Source organism: Geomonas anaerohicana (assembly GCF_016458305.1).
Lineage (GTDB): Bacteria > Desulfobacterota > Desulfuromonadia > Geobacterales > Geobacteraceae > Geomonas > Geomonas anaerohicana.
In genome coordinates this window covers 259,242-275,702 of the sequence record NZ_JAEMHL010000002.1, presented here as the reverse complement: position 1 = coordinate 275,702, position 16,461 = coordinate 259,242, and the positions used below count along the sequence as shown (strand labels likewise).

Sequence of the window (16,461 nt, the reverse complement as noted above, 5' to 3'; positions counted from 1 at the left end):
AAATTCGCAGTGTCTACAGATTTAGCTTGAACAATGACAGCACATCAATTAGGTTAGACTCACCACTTTACAACAAACAAATATCTCCCGATTCAGTTGCAAACAACATGCGCCTACTGCTTTCCATCATCCTCCTCTGTCTTGCGGTGCCAGCCTTTGCCGCAAACGATCGCCTGGTGACCATCGAAACCAGACCTGGGGTATCTGTTCCCTTCTATTACATGAAACGCGAAGGAGCCAAGGCCACCGTCCTCCTGCTGACCGGAGGGAGCGGCGGCATCGCGGTAAAAAACGGCATCCCCACCTCCAACAACTTCCTGGTCAGAAGCAGGGACCTCTTCGCCGCCAACGGCTTCAACGTAGTGGTTGTCGGCAAGCCCTCCGATCATGACGAACTGGACGGAGTCTTCCGCACCAGCCCGGAACACGCCGAAGACCTGCGCCGGGTGATCGGCTTCGCAAAGAGCGATGCCGGTGCCCCCGTCTGGGTGGTCGGGACCAGCATGGGCACCATATCCGCCGCGGCCCTGGCCACCGTTGCCGGCAAAGACGAAGTAAGCGGCATCGTGCTCACCTCCAGCGTCACCCGCAAAAAGGTGGGCGCCCTCCCCCAGCAAAAACTCGAACTGATCAAGCAACCCGTACTGGTCGTGCACCATCAATCCGACGAGTGCAAGATCTGCGTCCCCGGGGACGTCCCACAGGTGATGCAGCAATTGAAAAATGCGCCTATCAAGAAGGAAGTCTACGTGACCGGCGGCACTTCGCCGACAGGAGACCCATGCCAGGCATTGCACCGGCACGGGTTCATCGGGTTGGAGAAGGAAGTGGTCGACCTTATTTCCGATTGGGTCAAGAATCCCAAACCATAGGGGACTGCAAACGGAGTCACCTTGGTGGCTTAATGTTGTGCGTCTTCCCTTTTTCTGGAGACTGAACTGAACGAACAACACAAAATACTTCCAGCGCTGAGATCTCGGCTGCGGGAAGCATACCAAGGCGCCAGACACGATGCCTTGGTCTTTGCTGCCTTGACGGTGCTGCTGACACCGGTCGCAGTGGTGGTCTTCCTTCTCACTCTGTTATTCGCGCTGGCTCTGGTGGACCTGCCGGTCATCGACCATCTTGGGTACAGAGCATCTCTCATTACCGGGGCAAACCTCAGCCTCGGTTTCATGGCTGCATCGTACTTCCTGCGCCCCAAAGAGGCATATCGGCAGAAAAGCGGTGACAGCATGTGGTTGCTAATAGGTGGCGGTTTTTTCTGCGCCCTGCTCTCCCTCTGCTACTTCACTCAGCTTTCCGCGAGCCACCCGGCGTGTTTTTGGACGATTTACCTCCTGCTAGCACTCGTAATGCTCGGCTGTATCGGGCACGCCTATGAACCCCATGACGACTACTATCTCGGCTGGACCTTTGGACCGGTACTGATCGATAACCCTTTCACTATAGAGGACGATATCGACCGTGCTCATATCGGTCTCGGGTTTGTCGTCGCAGTTGCCCATCTGATTCTGGAATCCTACGGCTCCATCTTCGGCAGCCGTTGGCTTTGGAGTCGAATGGGTGAATCAGAAATCACGGCGTCGATCACGTTGCTGCAGCGGTTGGCAGTACAGGATTCTTCAGGTGTGGTAGCTCTTCTGCACGACCTTGAAAGGAAATCAGCAGCCGATGTTGTTCGAGCACTGGTAAAGCTCGATCTGGTCTCCATGCACAAAGGGCGACCCAAGCTAAGCACAAAGGGGAAAGCGTTTTTGGAAGTAAGAACATAAAGGGCGCAGTAGCATAGCCGCTTCATCGTCACGACACGTCTGCACCTTGTTAGGGTAAACGCATAGCATGCCCCCGTATCACTGAAAAAGGTGATATTTCAAGACCTGGCACCCGACACCCCGTCAGAGTTTGATGTGGATTTAAGTAGCAATGACAATCTAGAGTTAGAAGTGCTGGAACATATAGTCGCTCACCGTGAAGCAATATTATTTTCAAAAGATTTACTGTGGCAGTACGAAAACGAATACAGATTTGTTTCAATATCAAGTGATAGTAGTGAATTCGAAGTTGATATCTCAGGTTCTTTAGTGGGGATTTTCACGAGTTACAATTTCCCGGACTGTTACAAATTAAACCTACTCAGTATAATTGAAAAATTTGATATTTACGCCCTACGAATCGAATGGGAATTTGGTGTGCCCTTGATCACTCAGTGGCCAAGTAGGGATGGCAGTTAAATAATCTATAGTGGAGGTGGCTAGGGAGAAGTGGGTCCAACCTAGCGAGTTGAGACATCCTTAGACACGAACGGCTGACGCCGCCGGTGAAGGCCGCCCCCGTTGTACAGGAGAAGAAGATGACAAAGGCGAGAAGGAATTTGCTTGCTGGTCGGCTAGCGGAGCATCTTGTCTGCGCTGAATTGTCACGCCTCGGACTCATAGCAACAACTTTTACGCATAATGTCCCAGTCTATGATGTCCTTGCCACGGACGATAAATGCCGCACTGTGCCTATCCAAGTAAAGGCTACAAGAGACAAATACTGGAGGACCACTGCCACTAATTGGATGAATATAAGTCTGATAGAGGAAGAGCAACTTCAAAAATATGAAGGCAGAAAAGAATTACATCCTTTAAATCTGGGTATGTGTTGCGGTTGGTGAACGTCGGATTGACGATAAGTTCTTCATAATGATGCAGTACCAGCTCCAAGAAATCCTAATAAAGCACTACACTCAAGAGCTTGAGAGGCTTAAAGGAAAAAGGCGGAAGAACTGGCAGGCTTTAGATTGCTGGTGGAGCGCCGAAGATGTTGCAACTTACAAAGACACATGGCAGACGATCACCGATCGTCTATCCGAAACAGCACCAGAAAGTTGATGGCACAACCACTCGGCGGCACGCGGTCTCCGCTGCGCCCCGCCGGTGCGCCTCGGCCACGTTGGTTAAACTGAACTAAGAGACAAATCTGAGGACTGAATGAGCATAGCAGGAATACGCTCCAATCGTGGCGATATTTATCAGACCCTAATTGCCTTCGACTGGGCATTGACTGTCTTATCTGATCCCGAATTTCAATGGATCGAAATAGATTCAACAACGTACCAAGTAGACGATGTCGTAATTGGCAAATCCGACGGAACCCTGATTTGCTGTCAGTGCAAAAAGAACCAGGCAGATTTCAGCGCATGGTCTATAGCTGATCTTGCGGACGGAGGACGAGGGGACGTAGGTAGCTTATGAAGCTTATCAGCCCGAAAGGTACAGAAGCTACCAGCGTCCCCTCCGTTCTACAGACGTTCGGGCTTGCCGAACCTCCCCTGCTGGCGTCCCGCTACAACGTGGCGCCGACCCAGCAGGCGGCGGTGGCGCGGGAAGGGGCTGACGGGGGGAACCGGCTCGACCTTTTGCACTGGGGGCTGATTCCGGCCTGGGCCAAGGAGAGGACGGTCGCCTACAAGATGATCAACGCGCGCCCGGAGACGCTCCGGGAGAAGCCGTCTTTCCGCCAGGCCTACAAGTACCGCCGCTGCGTGGTGCCGGTGTCGGGATTCTACGAGTGGCGGCACGAGGGGAAGTAGAAGCTCCCCCACTACATCTACCTCCGCGACGGGCATCCATGCCATTTTGCGGAAGTTTGGGAGCAGGCTTATCATCTTAATTCACTCAGCAGCAGTTTTTCATCTTCTGGTATCAAATGTGATACCTCTGCGCAGTCATGTGTATCGGCAGCTGCAGTCATCTGCATTAAATCTTCCATGGAAGCATTTTCCAGCCACTCTGCATCAGCCGCCTCATCAGCTGCATCACGTGCCTCTACACCTGGACTCCTTGCAGCTTGCAACTGCGAAGGGAGTTTTACTAACCGATACTCGCCACTATCTGATGTGCGTACCGGTGCCACATGAACTGGGGCCGGAGGGATAGTGCTGCCGCTGTTTTCCAGCCCGTATCCTATACCTATGGAAGCAACAACGATTACACCTATCATGATAAGCGGCTTTTGCATTGGCAACCTCGCATGTGTATTAGCCATTGTATTAAATTCACAAGAACTTCAGGGTCACCCCAAAGACGGCCTTAACCCACACCATGGAACTATAGGAGTTCGGCGCGCCACCTGTTGCTTTCTGCGGCTCGGCATCACGTTTTAGGCCCTGCCGGCCGTTCTCTTGGCGCTCAGGTTTTCTTGCCGGACGGCACGGGCCTTCACCAGGTAGCCTGGCAGTCCGCGGGCGATCGCCATGTCACGACGCAGCGCCGAAAAACTGAGGGCAGTGAGGGACTGCTGGCGAGGAATGCCGAACCTGTTCCGATACTCCTTAGGCTTCATGGCGTGCGTAGTTGCCAGGTGCCGGGTCAACGACTTCATTGCCTTGCCACACAACAGGCATATTACTTCGGATTTCCTGAAGGCCTTGTGGATGGGCACAGCAGGCAAAGCCACTGTCTTAGGGTGTGAGTCGTCGTTCAAGGTGGAAAGCGTGCTATGGACCTTGGCGATTTCAGCGACAATTTCCTCCGAGGTCATGGGGCTTTTTGAAGCGTGTGCCGCGACTATCTGTCCTACTGCTTCTATCAGACCGTTCATAGGCATTCTCTCCCGATGTCGATTTGCAGTGATCAGATTAAATTAACTTTTACCAATGTCAATAAAAAATAAAGATGTGACAGGGCTGTCTCTCCCTGCTGGCACACAGTTGCTGACTGGTCTAGTCGGTACAGTGGCTGGGAGTGAAGGCGTGACTGAAGATGGGATTACGAAGGCAGCAGGTGGGGAAGGCAGCGCGGTTTGCCAGTGAAGAGTCACTGGTCGGCGCTGTGTGTAGATGCTTGCTGCCGAACCTCTTCCAACAGTTCTTCAGCTGTCCGGAAGTTTCATGGCAATGGCCGTCAGCAAGAAATCTGCCCTTGAAACGAAAAGCCGGAAAAAATAATGTTACAACAGACCATCACTTGAATTAACCGATCATCCTCAGACTGTATCCAGGAAACAGTCCGACCAACACTGACCTATACAGGGAAAAGACCTAGCTTAACACCAGTGAATTCCTGATGCCGTTAAACTCAACCAACATCCACACAGATCTCAACCAGATTTAGTGCCATCCTTTATCATCACTATGAGCCTGAAAAACTTAAGCTATGTTAAAAGTACTTGATCAGGGCATCCCCGAGTGATAGGGTCGGGCTGTTTGCCCGTCGGCATTCGAAGTGTCAATAATGTTCAAAGGAGGAAGTATGCAAAGAATTGTGTCATCGATGCTCGCTTGCGCTGCTGTTCTCACCATGGCGTCAGTTGCCGTCGCCGGTGAGAGGGAGGGGGCGTTTTCGGTTTCTCCCTTCGTTGGTGGTTACACCTTCGATGGAGAGCAACACCTGGAAACCGCGCCCATGTTTGGGCTCCGCTTGGGGTACGACCTGACCAAGAACTGGGGTGTCGAAGCAGTCGGCGATTTCCTGGCGACCGAAGGAACACGTAATGACCGGAGTGTCAACGCCCTGTCCTACCGCCTGGACGTTCTCTACAACTTCATGCCGGACGGACCGCTGGTGCCGTACCTTGCCGTGGGCGGCGGCGGCATCACCTATGGGCATGGCCACGACGGTCTTAAGATCAGCGACCGGACCACCGACGCCACCATCAACGCAGGTGGCGGCATCAAGTACTTCGTGACCGATTCGGTAGCGCTGCGCGCCGACGCCCGCCAGCTGTTTTTGCTGGAGAGCCCGGACAAGCCCAAGTACAACTGGGAATACACCGCCGGTTTGACCTTCCTCTTTGGCGGCAAGGGAACTCCCGCACCGGTAGCGGCTCCGGTACCCGTGCCGGCGAAGGTTGCCGAGCCGGCCCCGGCTCCAGCTCCTGCACCGAAACCGGCTCCGGCGCCTGTGCTTGCTCCCGCCCCCGCCCCGGTGCCGCCGGCTCCGTCCGCGAACCTGTCGGTCGCGCCGGGTTCGATCACCAGGGGGGAAACGGCCACCTTGTCGTGGAGCTCGAAAAACGCCACCGACTGCAGGATCCAGCCTGAGATCGGCGCCGTCCCCCCCCAGGGTTCCATGACCATCACCCCTGCCGACAATGGCGCCTACACGCTGACCTGCAATGGCGCCGGCGGCAGTGCAGAGAGCGCAGCCAGGGTTGCGGTAGTCGCTCCTGCGCCGGTAGTGGCAGCGCCCCCGGCTCCGGCTCCGGCTCCGGCTCCGGCCCCGAAGCTGTGCCGCCCCGCGGTGATCAACGTCCAGTTCGATACCAACAAGGCCGACCTCAAACCCCAGTACCGCGACGAATTGAAAACTCTGGCCGATTTCCTGAAGGAGTTCCCGGAGGCAAAAGGGCTCATCGAGGGGCACACCGACAACGTCGGCCCTAAGGCCTTCAACATGAAACTGTCCCAGCGGCGTGCCGACACGATACGCAACTACCTGGTCAAGGAGTTCGGCATCGCCCCGGACCGGATCAAGGCCGTTGGCTACGGTCCGACCAAGCCGGTCGCCAGCAACAAAACCAAAGCGGGCAAGGCAAAGAACCGCCGCATTGAATCCAACTTCACCTGCAACAATAAGTAGTAGTGCAGCCCGGCATGTTAACAAGCAGAACACCCTTTAACATGGGTGTTCTGCTTGCCGCCAAAATATCCAGTGATATCCTCGATGCAGTTGACTATGACTGAATGCCGTTTGCCCCAAATCAGAATTATTAACGTCAATGAAATCCCATGGGACCGCCAAGTCCTGTGCGGCTCGCTGCACCTTCTTGACGGACATGGTGTCCATGCCGGCAACCTACGCGAGTGGCCAGCCTCTCGCGATTGTCAACGCAACCCAAATCGTTATTCTTCACGGAGGGCGAGACTATGAGCATCGTCAAAGAGTTCAAGGAATTCGCGGTAAAAGGCAATGTTGTGGATATGGCGGTAGGCATCATCATCGGTGCGGCATTCGCGAAGATCGTGTCGTCCTTCGTCGGCGACGTCGTCATGCCGCCCATCGGAGCCTTAGTGGGGGGAGTCGATTTCTCCCAGCTTTCCATCGTGGTGAAGGAGGGTGTCGGCAATAAACCACCGGTACTGATCAGTTACGGCAAGTTCATCCAGACCATCATCGACTTCATTATCATCGCTGCTGCAGTGTTTGCTGCGATCAAAGGGATTAATTCGCTCAAGAAAAAGGAAGCCGCAGCACCGCCGCCTGCACCTACCAAGGAAGAGCTACTCCTCACCGAGATCAGGGACCTGCTCAAGGCTGGGAGATAAGTCACCGCCGCAGCCTGCTGACGTATCTCATCTTCGAGGTGCCCCGACTTGAACGGCGACTGAGTGCTCTTAAAAAGGTTCTAGCGAGGAAATAGTCAGTCTAAGCACTCACAGGATGATACGGGAATCAAGAAAGCCGGGTTACTGAAATATCTTCGGGTATTGAGGTCCCGGCTTTTTGCATCTATGGCAGACCGAAGCAATGCAGGCCACGATGGAATCGCCCAGGAGAGGGACAACAATTTCATTCGAGGTGGAGCTACTCGTATCTGTATTCATGTTGTAGGCGTTGTAGGCCTCCCTGTCACATATTTCCAGGAAAGTACTGCCTCAATATGAGAGAATTCCTGCATTTCCGAACGGGAAACTTGATGTAGATTGGTACGAGAGATACGAGCTTATACGATTGCGCTTAGGATGCGGGCAGTGGTCCTAAAATAATGGAGGAAAACGGTGAGCATCACTGACATCCTGCTCCTAGCACCTGCAGAACTTCTTGAACTACGCGACCGCTATCCCGATGGTAATTTCGAGAAACTTACCAACTGGAAAGGTAACATTCAGGAATACCGGGTGCAACTAGAGGGTGAAGACGAAGAAGGATACTACAGTGTCCTGCAGGATATAGGCATAGCCATGTCATCACATAGCTTCTACACCAAGGTGAAAACGGACCAGAGCTTCGCAGACAGGGTTAGGCAGAGGAATGGGTTATCCGGCTGAGGCCGTTTCTCGCTAGCCATCCAACGTGGAGCGAACGGCTTCAAGAAAGCCGGCAGGGGTGAAGGGTTTGGGGATGAGACTGACGCCATCAGGCGGCGGTTGGTCTAAGGCATACCCGCTCATAACCAGAACTTTTAGGCATGGGGTGATGGCCCTCATTATCTTTATGCTCGCCAGACCGTCCAGACGCGGCATAACGACGTCTGTTACGACCAGGTTTATTGCTTCGAGGTTGAGCTTGAACTTTTCCAGTGCATCCAGGCCGTCATCAGCCTGTATCACCTGGTAACCGTTGCGAACCAGGAGAGCACAAAGCATCGACCGTATTTGCTCCTCATCATCTACGAGAAGGATCGTTTTCCCACCTGCAGGCTCTCCCTGTATCACAACAACACCCTCCAGCTAAAATCATGCATGATCGACCGCCCACCTGTATATCGCCAATTCGAAGCAACCGACAGGAGAGAACCGGTATCGGCGCTACGCGGGGGAGGCATCCCACGCCGGGGAGACGCAAATCCGGGTCATGATGGTGTCGATGCCCTGTAATATCTCGCCGGATGTGTCTTCGGATGAAAGACCGGCAACAAACTCCTCCACCAGAAGCTTGAGCTTGTGAAGAAAAGCCGCCTCCTCAACCTCGCTCGACTCCCCTTGGTGCTTCAAGAGTTCTACCCTTAACCGCAGGAATTTCACCTCAAGCTCGAACTGTCGCTTGTGGGGTGAAGACTTTTTGCGCAGCGCTTGCACGCAGTCATTTACCATCCGATATCTCTCATCCATGTGGCCTCCACTGTTTGTAATGAGGCGCCAGTGCCAGAGGGACTGTCAACTTATCCTAATTCATCTCTAATGTAAATGTTTCTAATTTATTACTTTTGGAGATTCTGACTTGTCGGTCATTGAGGCACGGGAGGAGCGGAGACTGAAACGAAGGGGCTGCTCAGGAGTTAAGGCGGTATGTGGAATTGTTATGGTCTTCCACAACAGAGGCCGCCTACACGGTTGTCTGTGGGCAGTGGTTCTTGTATAACTATCATGGGTTATCTCTCCCGAGCCGCCGAAGCGTTCCTCGCGCTGCTGCCTGCAACTACACCCGAGGCGGAAGGCGGCACTTGTATCAACTGTGGTGAGGAGTTGGAATCGCGGACTAGCATTTAAAATTCACGGCAGAGAATTCGAAATTGTTAGGGAGCGATAAAAACGGGCGGTGCAGAATTCAAATTGGTCGAGAGCAATTAAAGCTGGCGGCGGAGATTTTGAATCGCTGGCGAGCAAATAAAATCGGCGGCCAAGAATTCGAATCACTGACAACCAATTAAAACCGGCGGCCGAGAATTCGAATCGCTGACGAGAAATTAAAATCGGCGGCGGAGAATTCGAATTGCTGGCAAGAAATTAAAACCGACGGCGAGGAATTCAAATTGCTGGCGAGCAATTAAAACCGACGTCGAGGAATTCGAATCGCTGGCGAGAAATTAAAACCGACGGCGAGGAATTCAAATCGCTGGCGAGCAATTGAAACCGACGGCGAGGAATCCGAATCGCTGGCGAGCAGTTAAAACTTACGGCAAGGAATCCGAATGGCTCGCGAGAAATTGAAACCGGCAGCGGAGATTTCGAATCGCAGGCGAGCCTTTCAAACAAAAAGGCCGAACCAGCTTCACGACGCAGATCCGGCCCGCACTTTGATCATGGCACGATTGGCCACGGAGCAAATCTAAGAACTTCTGAGATAACCCGAACCAAAGAAGACCAAGCCACGGTCCTCCCCCACCTGGTCACAAGGCTCACGACCTGGTGCGGATCAGAAACAGGGGATCAAGGCTGTAACGTTTCAGGTGCCGGCTGATTGGCCTTCATCCATGCGACGAAACGTTCCCTGTTCCTTCTGGACAGGATGCGAGGGAACTTCTCCGGATCGTAGAGATAGAGACAGTGTCTGATAGAGGTGTAGGCGCTGAAGGTCCGCTCCGGATTTTCCGTCAGTATGCGGTCGCGGTACTCCCTGACGACCTTCAGATTCTCGTTCAGGCACCTGTGTAGTTCGGCCTTTTGCAGGTTGCCGTTTTGCTCCAGTATGTCCTGCACGAAATCGTCAACCTTCTCATCGTCGAAGACGAAGTCACGGAAAAAGTGCCCGGCAATGGGCATGAAGTTAAAGGCGTTCACGGTCCTCGCACCTGCGGTAACCGCCTGGCCCGGCGCTTCCGGTTCGATCTGGGTAACCGTCGCCTGCTGCATCAGGTCGGAAGTCGCGTTCCTGATCTCCTTGAACTCACGGTCAGCAAGCTCGAAAAGGGCGGCGAGCACATTGATCCTGCGCTTCAGATCCACCGGGATCGATTTCTTGTACTTGATCTTGTGGTCCAGCCTGCTCCACGCGTCTTGAATCAGTGACCGAATCTGCACCTCGAAGCTGATCTCCATCGGCGGAAGATGCTTGGCGAGGCAGGGAGCCTGCGGGTCCAGCGCCAGGTCCATGTGCAGACCTTTGTAACCAAAAGAGTCTTCCGTACTCTCCACTGCAGACGTCTTGTCCGTGACGTTCAGTATCGTATAGTGCCGTTGCAGCAGCGCCGAAACGACCGGGACTTCATCCTCGTAGAGGCAGACGACCCGGATGCCGACCAAGTCTGATATGAAGTCCTTGATCGCGTAGGGTTGCTCGTCCGCCTCGAGCTTGCCCTGATACTTGCGCTGGAACTTCTTTATGCATTCCTCTCTCTCCTTGACGCGCCCTTCTATCTTGGTGACCTCACCAACATCGCTTTGCCGGATCAGGGTCCTGATCATGCCGAGATATGCATCCTTCGCTGCGATCAACTGCTTGTGGTTGCTCTCGTAGTACTTGTTGAAAATTGCTTTTTCCTGTTCGAAATCCAGTGATGCCATGTATCCGTCCTTATATGACGCTGTTGTTACCCTCTACATCTTCGACCTCAAGTACAGTTCCTCGACCTTGTCTCTGGCCCAAGGCGTCCTTCTCAGGAACTTGAGGCTGGAGGAAATGCTGGGGGTGTGGGTAAAACAGCGAATATCGATCCGCCTTCCCAGCTCTTCCCAGCCGAGTTCCTCCACCAGTTCGGTGAGAATCATCTTCAAAGTGACACCGTGGAGCGGGTCGGTTGGCGATTGAGCGGTCATGTTTTCATCCTGATGGTGTTTAGGTGCAAATGCGAGAAAAGTGGAATGCTGTTGATATGGCTGATTTGCTGAAGGAAGTCAACCGAATCCGCCCCCAAGTTCCCCCTCCCCCCATGCTTCTCCTCTCCACCATGCTGTTATTGGCGTATGCTGTCGAAGCCAATGAAGAACTAACCACCCTGCCGTTCCAAACAAAAAAGACCGGGGCTGCGTTCACAACGCAGCCCCGGTCCGCAGTAACCGAAGGAGCCGGAAATTTTCCATGGCCGTTACGGCGCGGTCGCCTTCACATCGTCAAAGCAGGTCACGGAATCGGCTTTGGTCCACAGTCCGATGCCACCGCCCCTGAAGGTGTCGTCACGAGCCTCGACAACGAGTTTGCCGTTCAGGTAGCCGCGGATGTCGTTGCCCTTCACCTCCACGCGCAATTCCTGCCATGTGCCCGACGGCACCTTGCCCGCCCCTTCCTTGATGGCCTGGCGGGCTCCCCCCACGTACCTGTAGATGTTGACATTGTCCTCCAAGGCGTTGGCCCGGAGGATGTAGAAGTTGTCCTGGTCCTGGATGCGGAATATGATCCCGGCCGCCCGGTCCTCGTTGCCGGAGACGGGCTTGAACCGGGTCGAGACGGTAACGTCGGCAAAGACCTTGTCACTGAGGACTATGGCCGGGAAGCGCGCTGACCCGGTCTGACAAAGAGCATGCGATGGGCTCGGAGCGTCGCTCTCCGCTTTTACTGCCCACGTGCCACTGAACACGTGCGCTCCTGCCGGGAGAGTCCCGACGTTTTCCTTGTCGAAAGACCACTGTAGTGTCTGCCCCCTCTGCACACCCTTTTCATCGCGTTGATGTTTGACTGCAGCAGTGGCACTGGATACTAATGCCGCCACCAAGATTCCTATCGCTATCAACAGTTTAGTAGTCATATCGTTTCCTCCTACCTGCTTGAGCCATGATACCACTTCCACGCACAAAGGAGTCCACCGCACCTGGAACTGGAATGGCATATGGCCGAGGGGGGCACTGCACGAGGCGAGAAGCTGGGAACCGCGGGAGACGGGAAATATCGACCGCTCAGAAATGCCGCTCTTCGACCTCTTCGACCTCTTCGGCGGCTTTGTGGCGCTTAACGGGGGGCTTCCAGAAGCTGGCCTGCCAGTTGTCGATCCCGTTTTCCCGCGCCACCCAAGGGGGAAGACCGACCTTGAAATGCCGGGAGAGCGCGTAGACGTAAGGCTCGTACATGAGGCGCAGTTCGGCAAGGCTTTGTTCCAGCACTTCCCTCTCCTTCAGTGTATAGCCGCTGCGGTGCAGGATGTCGCAGATCTCGTCCAGTTTCGCCGACGGCAGCCGGTCGGCCGGCAGTTGCCGCGGCTGAGTGCGGAACACCAGCGCCAGGTCGACCACAGCGTGGCGCGACATGGCGAAGGTGAGTTCCGCCTGCCGGTTGCATGTTCCCTCCACTCCGGCCATGATCAGCGCGCAGGTATCCAGGATCGAGGTGAGCGCGGTGAGCCAGGATTGGTTGTCGTGCTGGGAGCGGAAATAGGCGAGCACGGGATAGGAAAGATGTCCTTCAAGGAACTCAGCGGCCCAGCGCTCCCACTCGTGCAGCAGTTCGCGCAGCGATTCCGGGCCCCCGTGATGGCTGTGCCTGCGCAGCATCTCCGAAGCGGTGGGAGGTGAACCGGCCCGTGCGTCGAGTAGGGAGATACTCACCTCGCGCCGCGCGAAGGATTGGTTCAGAGCCGGCAGGTAGCTGATTACCAGTGCCAGGAAGGCGAACCCCATGCCCGACTCGACCACCACCAGCAGGCGCCCCAGGCTCGTCTTGGGCACCACGTCGCCGATACCGAGGGTGAAGAAGGTGGTGCCGCTCAGGTAGAGATCACTGATCAGTTCGGTACCGCCGTCGGGGTAAAAAAGCCAGGAACCACCCCAGTGGATAAGCGCGAAACCGGCGATCAGCACCGCCGCCCAGAGGCTCAGAAGAAGCAATAGCGACAGCGGGCCGAAGTAGCTCAACCACGTTTCCCGGCGCTTGGGCGGAACGAAGTTGTGGATGAGCCACGTCCAGGGGCGCCAGCTGCTGCGGTAGAAGACCCGTGTGATGCGGAAGCGGCGTGTCACCCGGCGCGGCAGGATGATGGTTTCGAACCCTTCCCACAGTACCAGGAGCACCAACACAGTTCCAAGAATCATCGCCACAATCGCCATATCCGCCTCGCATCCTGCCGTTGAACTGCGTCCACTCTCATAGCAGTATAACCTAGAACCATTGGCCTCGGAGAACATCTGAGGACGTCTGAGAAAACCCGAACCAGAAACAAAAAAAGAGGGGTTGCCCCCTCTTAGAGTTTTGCCTCTTTCAGGCGTTCTCAGGTTTTCTGCGTGGCTAACGATTTTTGTCCACGTGCGCCGGGACAGGGTCCGTCGGGGCTGTCGTCAACTACCTGCGCCCGCCATACGGGCCGCGCCCGTAATAGCCACCATAGTCGTCGTAATAATATCCGTGGTGGTGCCCGTAATAACCGTCCACCGGCACGACAATGCAGCCCGACAGCAGTGAGGTCAGCACCGCGAGTACAGCCAGGTACCGGATTTTCGTTTTCATATTCGTGCTCCTTTTCACCGGAACATAACATCGTCCTCCTTAAATTATAAAGGGATTGAGGCAAAAAGGGGACGAATTGGATGCTTCAGGCGCCTGCTTTGCCTTGGGCAATGACTGCGTCCATAGCGGTTGTGGCCCTGCCGATCAGGGAGCTTAACTGGTGGCCGTCATCGAAGAGCCCACCTTTGGTCGCGCCGCTGTCGGAATCGGCCAGCAGCGCTGCGAACGGCTCCGGAAGCCCAACGGACACGAGGAGATTTTTAAACTCGGGCTCGGAGAGGTTCACGTAGTTGACCTGCTTGCCGTACTGGCGGGATATCTCGGCGGCAAATTCGGTAAGGGTGTAGGAGGTGTCGCCGCCCAGCTCGTAGATCCGTCCCTCCTGCCCTTCCGTGGTGAGCACCGCGACTGCGGCTTCAGCGTAATCGGCGCGGGCTGCCGACGCGATGCGTCCTTCGCCGGCGCAACCGTAGAAGGATCCGTGCTCGACCGCCGGGGGAATGCTGGCGGCATAATTCTCGGTGTACCAGCCGTTACGCAGGACAACGAAGGGGACGCCGGATTCGCGGATCAGGGTCTCCGTGGCGATGTGCTCGGCGCCAAGGCCAAGGGGGGTGCTGTCGGCGCGCAGCAGGCTGGTGTAGGCAAGGAGTTTCACCCCTGCCTTTTTAGCGGCGTCGATGACGGTGCGGTGCTGGTCGATGCGCTGGCCGACTTCGCTGGAGGAGATCAGCAGCACCTTCTCAGCTCCGGCCAGGGCGCCCTCCCAGGTGTCGGGCGAGTTGTAGTCGGCCTGGCGCACCTGCACGCCCAGGGTTGCAAGGTCTTTGGCCTTGTCGGGGTTGCGTACAGCGGCGACGATACGGGAAGCGGGCACCTTTTTGAGCAGCGATGCGATGACGAGCCGCCCTAACTGTCCGGTTGCTCCGGTGATGACGATCATGTGACTATCTCCTTTATGTGTGGGTGCGATTTATGTTACAGGTGGAGCATAGCAACAACGATTACAAAAAGTAAGTACGCACAAAAAGGTAAGTATCATGAGTGAGCCGGAAGTAGTCAGCCTGTCGGACCAGATGCGCCGCGGGGAGCTGTTTTGCGTACAATGCCCTTCCCGGGAAATACTGAAGCATGTGACCAGCCAGTGGGGAGTTTTGGTACTGGTTGCCCTGATGGAAAAGACGCACCGATTCAGCGAGTTGCGGCGCAAGGTAGGAGGTGTGAGCGAAAAGATGCTGGCGCAGACGCTGCAGTACCTGGAGCGGGACGGCTTCGTGGACCGGGTCTCCTTCCCGGTGATGCCGCCTCACGTGGAATACTCGTTGACCCCGCTGGGCAGGGACATCGGCAAGAAGGTCTCCGCCCTGGCGGATTGGATCGAAAGCAACCTGCCAAGCATCATGGCGGTTCAGCAGGCAGGGGGGCCGGAAGAGGCCGAATAATGGACGAAGGGGGCGCAGTCTCGCAACTGCGCCCCCTTCATGCGTACTTCCACCGGTCGGAACGATGGTCTGCGTGGGTTTCCTGTAGGGGCGAATAATCATTCGCCCCGTTCTTTTACGCACAGCGAGGTTTTCCGTGGTGCCACCAGCGGCTGGGCGAATGATTATTCGCCCCTACGGGTGATCCGACTCCTACTACTTCAACTTTTCCGTGAAAAAGGTTGCCAGCTTGTCAAACGGGATGTAGTTCACCCGGTCGTAGAGGTCAACATGTCCCGCACCGGGCACGATGTAGAGCTCCTTCGGCTCGGCGGCAAGCTGGTAGGCATCCTCGCTGAACTCCCTGGAATGGGCCGTCTCACCGGCGATGAACAGCATGGGACGGGGCGAGATGGTCTCGATGTCGTTGAAGGGATAGAAGTTCACGAATTTCACCTCGGAGGTAAGCGCGCGGTTTTGCGTCTGCTCCAGGGTCCCCCCCTCAGGAATGTGAATCCCGCGCGGCGTACGGTAGAAGTCGTGGAACTCACGAGTGATCGGGTCGGCATTTTCGCCCAACTTTGCCGGCAGGTAATTGAGGAACTTGGGCTCGCCGCTGGTGAACTCGGCGTAACGCTGCTCCGCCGCAGCTTCGACCATTTTCTTTCTCTGCTCCACGGTCTGCGAGTGTTTGAGTCCGCTACGGGCGGCGGCACCCATGTCGTACATGCTGACCGTTGCAATGGCTTTCAGGCGCGGATCGATCTTCGCGGCGCTGATGGCGAAGCTGCCGCTGCCGCAGATGCCGATGACGCCGATCCGTTTCCTGTCGACGAAGGGGCGGGTGCCGAGAAAATCGACCGCGGCGCTGAAGTCCTCGGCATAGACATCCGGCAACACGGCGTTGCGGTATTGCCCTTCGCTCTCGCCCCAGAAGGAGAGATCGATAGCAAGGGTGACGAATCCCCTTTCGGCCATCTTGGTGGCGTAGAGGTTGGAGCTTTGTTCCTTGACGGCGCCCATGGGATGCCCGACGATGATCGCCGGGCTTTTTGCATCGGCGTACAACCCTTTCGGGATGAAGAGGTTCCCGACCACCTTCATCCTGTACTGGTTGTTAAAGGAAACCTTCTGCACGGTCACTTTGTCGCTCTTGTAGAAGTTGTCCGCTCCCTCTACGATGTCCTTGGCGGAAGCGACGCCTGCGGTAGCCGAAACGATGCCCAGTACCGCCGCGCCAATAACAGCAAAGCTGCGAGAAATAAAACCTTTCTTGTTCATATCTAACTCCTTTCCATGTTGTC

Annotated in this window: 19 protein-coding genes; 8 read left to right on the top strand and 11 right to left on the bottom strand. The window is 55.5% G+C overall.

Translation table 11 applies throughout. The features are described from left to right. The first annotated feature begins 107 nt into the window (after positions 1 to 107). The 4 genes from JFN91_RS04565 to JFN91_RS04550 all read left to right on the top strand — a co-directional run bounded on the left by JFN91_RS04565 (position 108) and on the right by JFN91_RS04550 (position 3,577). Positions 108 to 872 (top strand): alpha/beta hydrolase, encoded by a 765-nt coding sequence (locus JFN91_RS04565; RefSeq protein ID WP_199388015.1) that lies wholly within the window; start codon positions 108 to 110, stop codon positions 870 to 872. A gap of 165 nt (positions 873 to 1,037) precedes the next feature. Beyond that, positions 1,038 to 1,775, top strand: a complete 738-nt coding sequence (locus JFN91_RS04560; RefSeq protein WP_328745998.1) for a hypothetical protein — start codon at positions 1,038 to 1,040, stop codon at positions 1,773 to 1,775. Between the two features lie 135 nt (positions 1,776 to 1,910). Beyond that, entirely contained in the window at positions 1,911 to 2,234 is a 324-nt protein-coding gene (locus JFN91_RS04555; protein ID WP_199388014.1) for a hypothetical protein, read from the top strand. Between the two features lie 1,001 nt (positions 2,235 to 3,235). Then, complete coding sequence (locus JFN91_RS04550; RefSeq protein ID WP_199388013.1) at positions 3,236 to 3,577, top strand: SOS response-associated peptidase; 342 nt, start codon at positions 3,236 to 3,238, stop codon at positions 3,575 to 3,577. Between the two features lie 71 nt (positions 3,578 to 3,648). Here the strand turns inward: JFN91_RS04550 and JFN91_RS04545 are convergent, their stop codons facing one another. Further along, positions 3,649 to 4,005 carry a hypothetical protein gene (locus JFN91_RS04545; protein WP_199388012.1) on the bottom strand — a complete coding sequence of 119 codons (357 nt, stop codon included), beginning with the start codon at positions 4,003 to 4,005 and terminating at the stop codon, positions 3,649 to 3,651. Between the two features lie 141 nt (positions 4,006 to 4,146). Beyond that, entirely contained in the window at positions 4,147 to 4,587 is a 441-nt protein-coding gene (locus tag JFN91_RS04540; protein ID WP_199388011.1) for a MucR family transcriptional regulator, read from the bottom strand. A 650-nt stretch (positions 4,588 to 5,237) separates the two neighbouring features. Between JFN91_RS04540 and JFN91_RS04535 the strand changes: the two genes are divergently transcribed. The 3 genes from JFN91_RS04535 (at position 5,238) to JFN91_RS04525 (ending at position 7,975) form a co-directional block, all read left to right on the top strand. Next, on the top strand, positions 5,238 to 6,566 hold the full coding sequence (locus JFN91_RS04535; protein WP_199388010.1) for an OmpA family protein: 1,329 nt from the start codon (positions 5,238 to 5,240) through the stop codon (positions 6,564 to 6,566). Positions 6,567 to 6,853: 287 nt separating this feature from the next. Next, positions 6,854 to 7,252: a large-conductance mechanosensitive channel protein MscL gene (mscL, locus tag JFN91_RS04530; protein WP_183346481.1), complete on the top strand. Its 399-nt coding sequence runs from the start codon at positions 6,854 to 6,856 to the stop codon at positions 7,250 to 7,252. Between the two features lie 453 nt (positions 7,253 to 7,705). Further along, positions 7,706 to 7,975 (top strand): hypothetical protein, encoded by a 270-nt coding sequence (locus tag JFN91_RS04525; protein ID WP_199388009.1) that lies wholly within the window; start codon positions 7,706 to 7,708, stop codon positions 7,973 to 7,975. Between the two features lie 12 nt (positions 7,976 to 7,987). Here JFN91_RS04525 and JFN91_RS04520 read toward each other — a convergent pair whose 3' ends face one another. The 8 genes from JFN91_RS04520 to JFN91_RS04485 form a co-directional block, all read right to left on the bottom strand. Continuing rightward, a complete protein-coding gene (locus JFN91_RS04520; protein WP_199388008.1) occupies positions 7,988 to 8,362 on the bottom strand; it encodes a response regulator in 375 nt (124 codons plus the stop codon). A 93-nt stretch (positions 8,363 to 8,455) separates the two neighbouring features. Further along, positions 8,456 to 8,758, bottom strand: coding sequence for a hypothetical protein (locus JFN91_RS04515; protein ID WP_199388007.1), 303 nt, complete (start codon positions 8,756 to 8,758; stop codon positions 8,456 to 8,458). 1,038 nt (positions 8,759 to 9,796) lie between these two features. Continuing rightward, positions 9,797 to 10,870 (bottom strand): GTP pyrophosphokinase, encoded by a 1,074-nt coding sequence (locus JFN91_RS04510; protein WP_199388006.1) that lies wholly within the window; start codon positions 10,868 to 10,870, stop codon positions 9,797 to 9,799. Positions 10,871 to 10,903: 33 nt separating this feature from the next. Next, entirely contained in the window at positions 10,904 to 11,122 is a 219-nt protein-coding gene (locus JFN91_RS04505) for a VF530 family protein (protein WP_199388005.1), read from the bottom strand. A 269-nt stretch (positions 11,123 to 11,391) separates the two neighbouring features. Then, positions 11,392 to 11,880 (bottom strand): family 16 glycoside hydrolase, encoded by a 489-nt coding sequence (locus tag JFN91_RS04500; protein WP_199388004.1) that lies wholly within the window; start codon positions 11,878 to 11,880, stop codon positions 11,392 to 11,394. A 316-nt stretch (positions 11,881 to 12,196) separates the two neighbouring features. Beyond that, positions 12,197 to 13,339 (bottom strand): potassium channel family protein, encoded by a 1,143-nt coding sequence (locus JFN91_RS04495; protein ID WP_199388003.1) that lies wholly within the window; start codon positions 13,337 to 13,339, stop codon positions 12,197 to 12,199. Positions 13,340 to 13,571: 232 nt separating this feature from the next. Beyond that, positions 13,572 to 13,736, bottom strand: a complete 165-nt coding sequence (locus JFN91_RS04490; RefSeq protein ID WP_199388002.1) for a hypothetical protein — start codon at positions 13,734 to 13,736, stop codon at positions 13,572 to 13,574. 85 nt (positions 13,737 to 13,821) lie between these two features. Next, the gene (locus JFN91_RS04485; RefSeq protein WP_199388001.1) at positions 13,822 to 14,679 is read right to left on the bottom strand and encodes an SDR family oxidoreductase; all 858 of its coding nucleotides are present in this window, start codon (positions 14,677 to 14,679) and stop codon (positions 13,822 to 13,824) included. A 97-nt stretch (positions 14,680 to 14,776) separates the two neighbouring features. Between JFN91_RS04485 and JFN91_RS04480 the strand changes: the two genes are divergently transcribed. Continuing rightward, positions 14,777 to 15,178: a winged helix-turn-helix transcriptional regulator gene (locus tag JFN91_RS04480; RefSeq protein ID WP_199388000.1), complete on the top strand. Its 402-nt coding sequence runs from the start codon at positions 14,777 to 14,779 to the stop codon at positions 15,176 to 15,178. Between the two features lie 195 nt (positions 15,179 to 15,373). Here the strand turns inward: JFN91_RS04480 and JFN91_RS04475 are convergent, their stop codons facing one another. Continuing rightward, positions 15,374 to 16,438, bottom strand: a complete 1,065-nt coding sequence (locus JFN91_RS04475; protein ID WP_199387999.1) for an alpha/beta hydrolase — start codon at positions 16,436 to 16,438, stop codon at positions 15,374 to 15,376. Between the last annotated feature and the right edge of the window lie 23 nt (positions 16,439 to 16,461).

What these genes read in the sequence shown, in the direction of transcription:
- JFN91_RS04505 (WP_199388005.1), bottom strand. Translation starts at nt 11,122, where the DNA reads ATGACCGCTCAATCGCCAACCGACCCGCTCCACGGTGTCACTTTGAAG.
- JFN91_RS04490 (WP_199388002.1), bottom strand. Translation starts at nt 13,736, where the DNA reads ATGAAAACGAAAATCCGGTACCTGGCTGTACTCGCGGTGCTGACCTCA.
- JFN91_RS04535 (WP_199388010.1), top strand. Translation starts at nt 5,238, where the DNA reads ATGCAAAGAATTGTGTCATCGATGCTCGCTTGCGCTGCTGTTCTCACC.
- JFN91_RS04510 (WP_199388006.1), bottom strand. Translation starts at nt 10,870, where the DNA reads ATGGCATCACTGGATTTCGAACAGGAAAAAGCAATTTTCAACAAGTAC.
- JFN91_RS04565 (WP_199388015.1), top strand. Translation starts at nt 108, where the DNA reads ATGCGCCTACTGCTTTCCATCATCCTCCTCTGTCTTGCGGTGCCAGCC.
- mscL (WP_183346481.1), top strand. Translation starts at nt 6,854, where the DNA reads ATGAGCATCGTCAAAGAGTTCAAGGAATTCGCGGTAAAAGGCAATGTT.
- JFN91_RS04545 (WP_199388012.1), bottom strand. Translation starts at nt 4,005, where the DNA reads ATGCAAAAGCCGCTTATCATGATAGGTGTAATCGTTGTTGCTTCCATA.
- JFN91_RS04475 (WP_199387999.1), bottom strand. Translation starts at nt 16,438, where the DNA reads ATGAACAAGAAAGGTTTTATTTCTCGCAGCTTTGCTGTTATTGGCGCG.
- JFN91_RS04515 (WP_199388007.1), bottom strand. Translation starts at nt 8,758, where the DNA reads ATGGATGAGAGATATCGGATGGTAAATGACTGCGTGCAAGCGCTGCGC.
- JFN91_RS04495 (WP_199388003.1), bottom strand. Translation starts at nt 13,339, where the DNA reads ATGGCGATTGTGGCGATGATTCTTGGAACTGTGTTGGTGCTCCTGGTA.
- JFN91_RS04480 (WP_199388000.1), top strand. Translation starts at nt 14,777, where the DNA reads ATGAGTGAGCCGGAAGTAGTCAGCCTGTCGGACCAGATGCGCCGCGGG.
- JFN91_RS04550 (WP_199388013.1), top strand. Translation starts at nt 3,236, where the DNA reads ATGAAGCTTATCAGCCCGAAAGGTACAGAAGCTACCAGCGTCCCCTCC.
- JFN91_RS04540 (WP_199388011.1), bottom strand. Translation starts at nt 4,587, where the DNA reads ATGAACGGTCTGATAGAAGCAGTAGGACAGATAGTCGCGGCACACGCT.
- JFN91_RS04485 (WP_199388001.1), bottom strand. Translation starts at nt 14,679, where the DNA reads ATGATCGTCATCACCGGAGCAACCGGACAGTTAGGGCGGCTCGTCATC.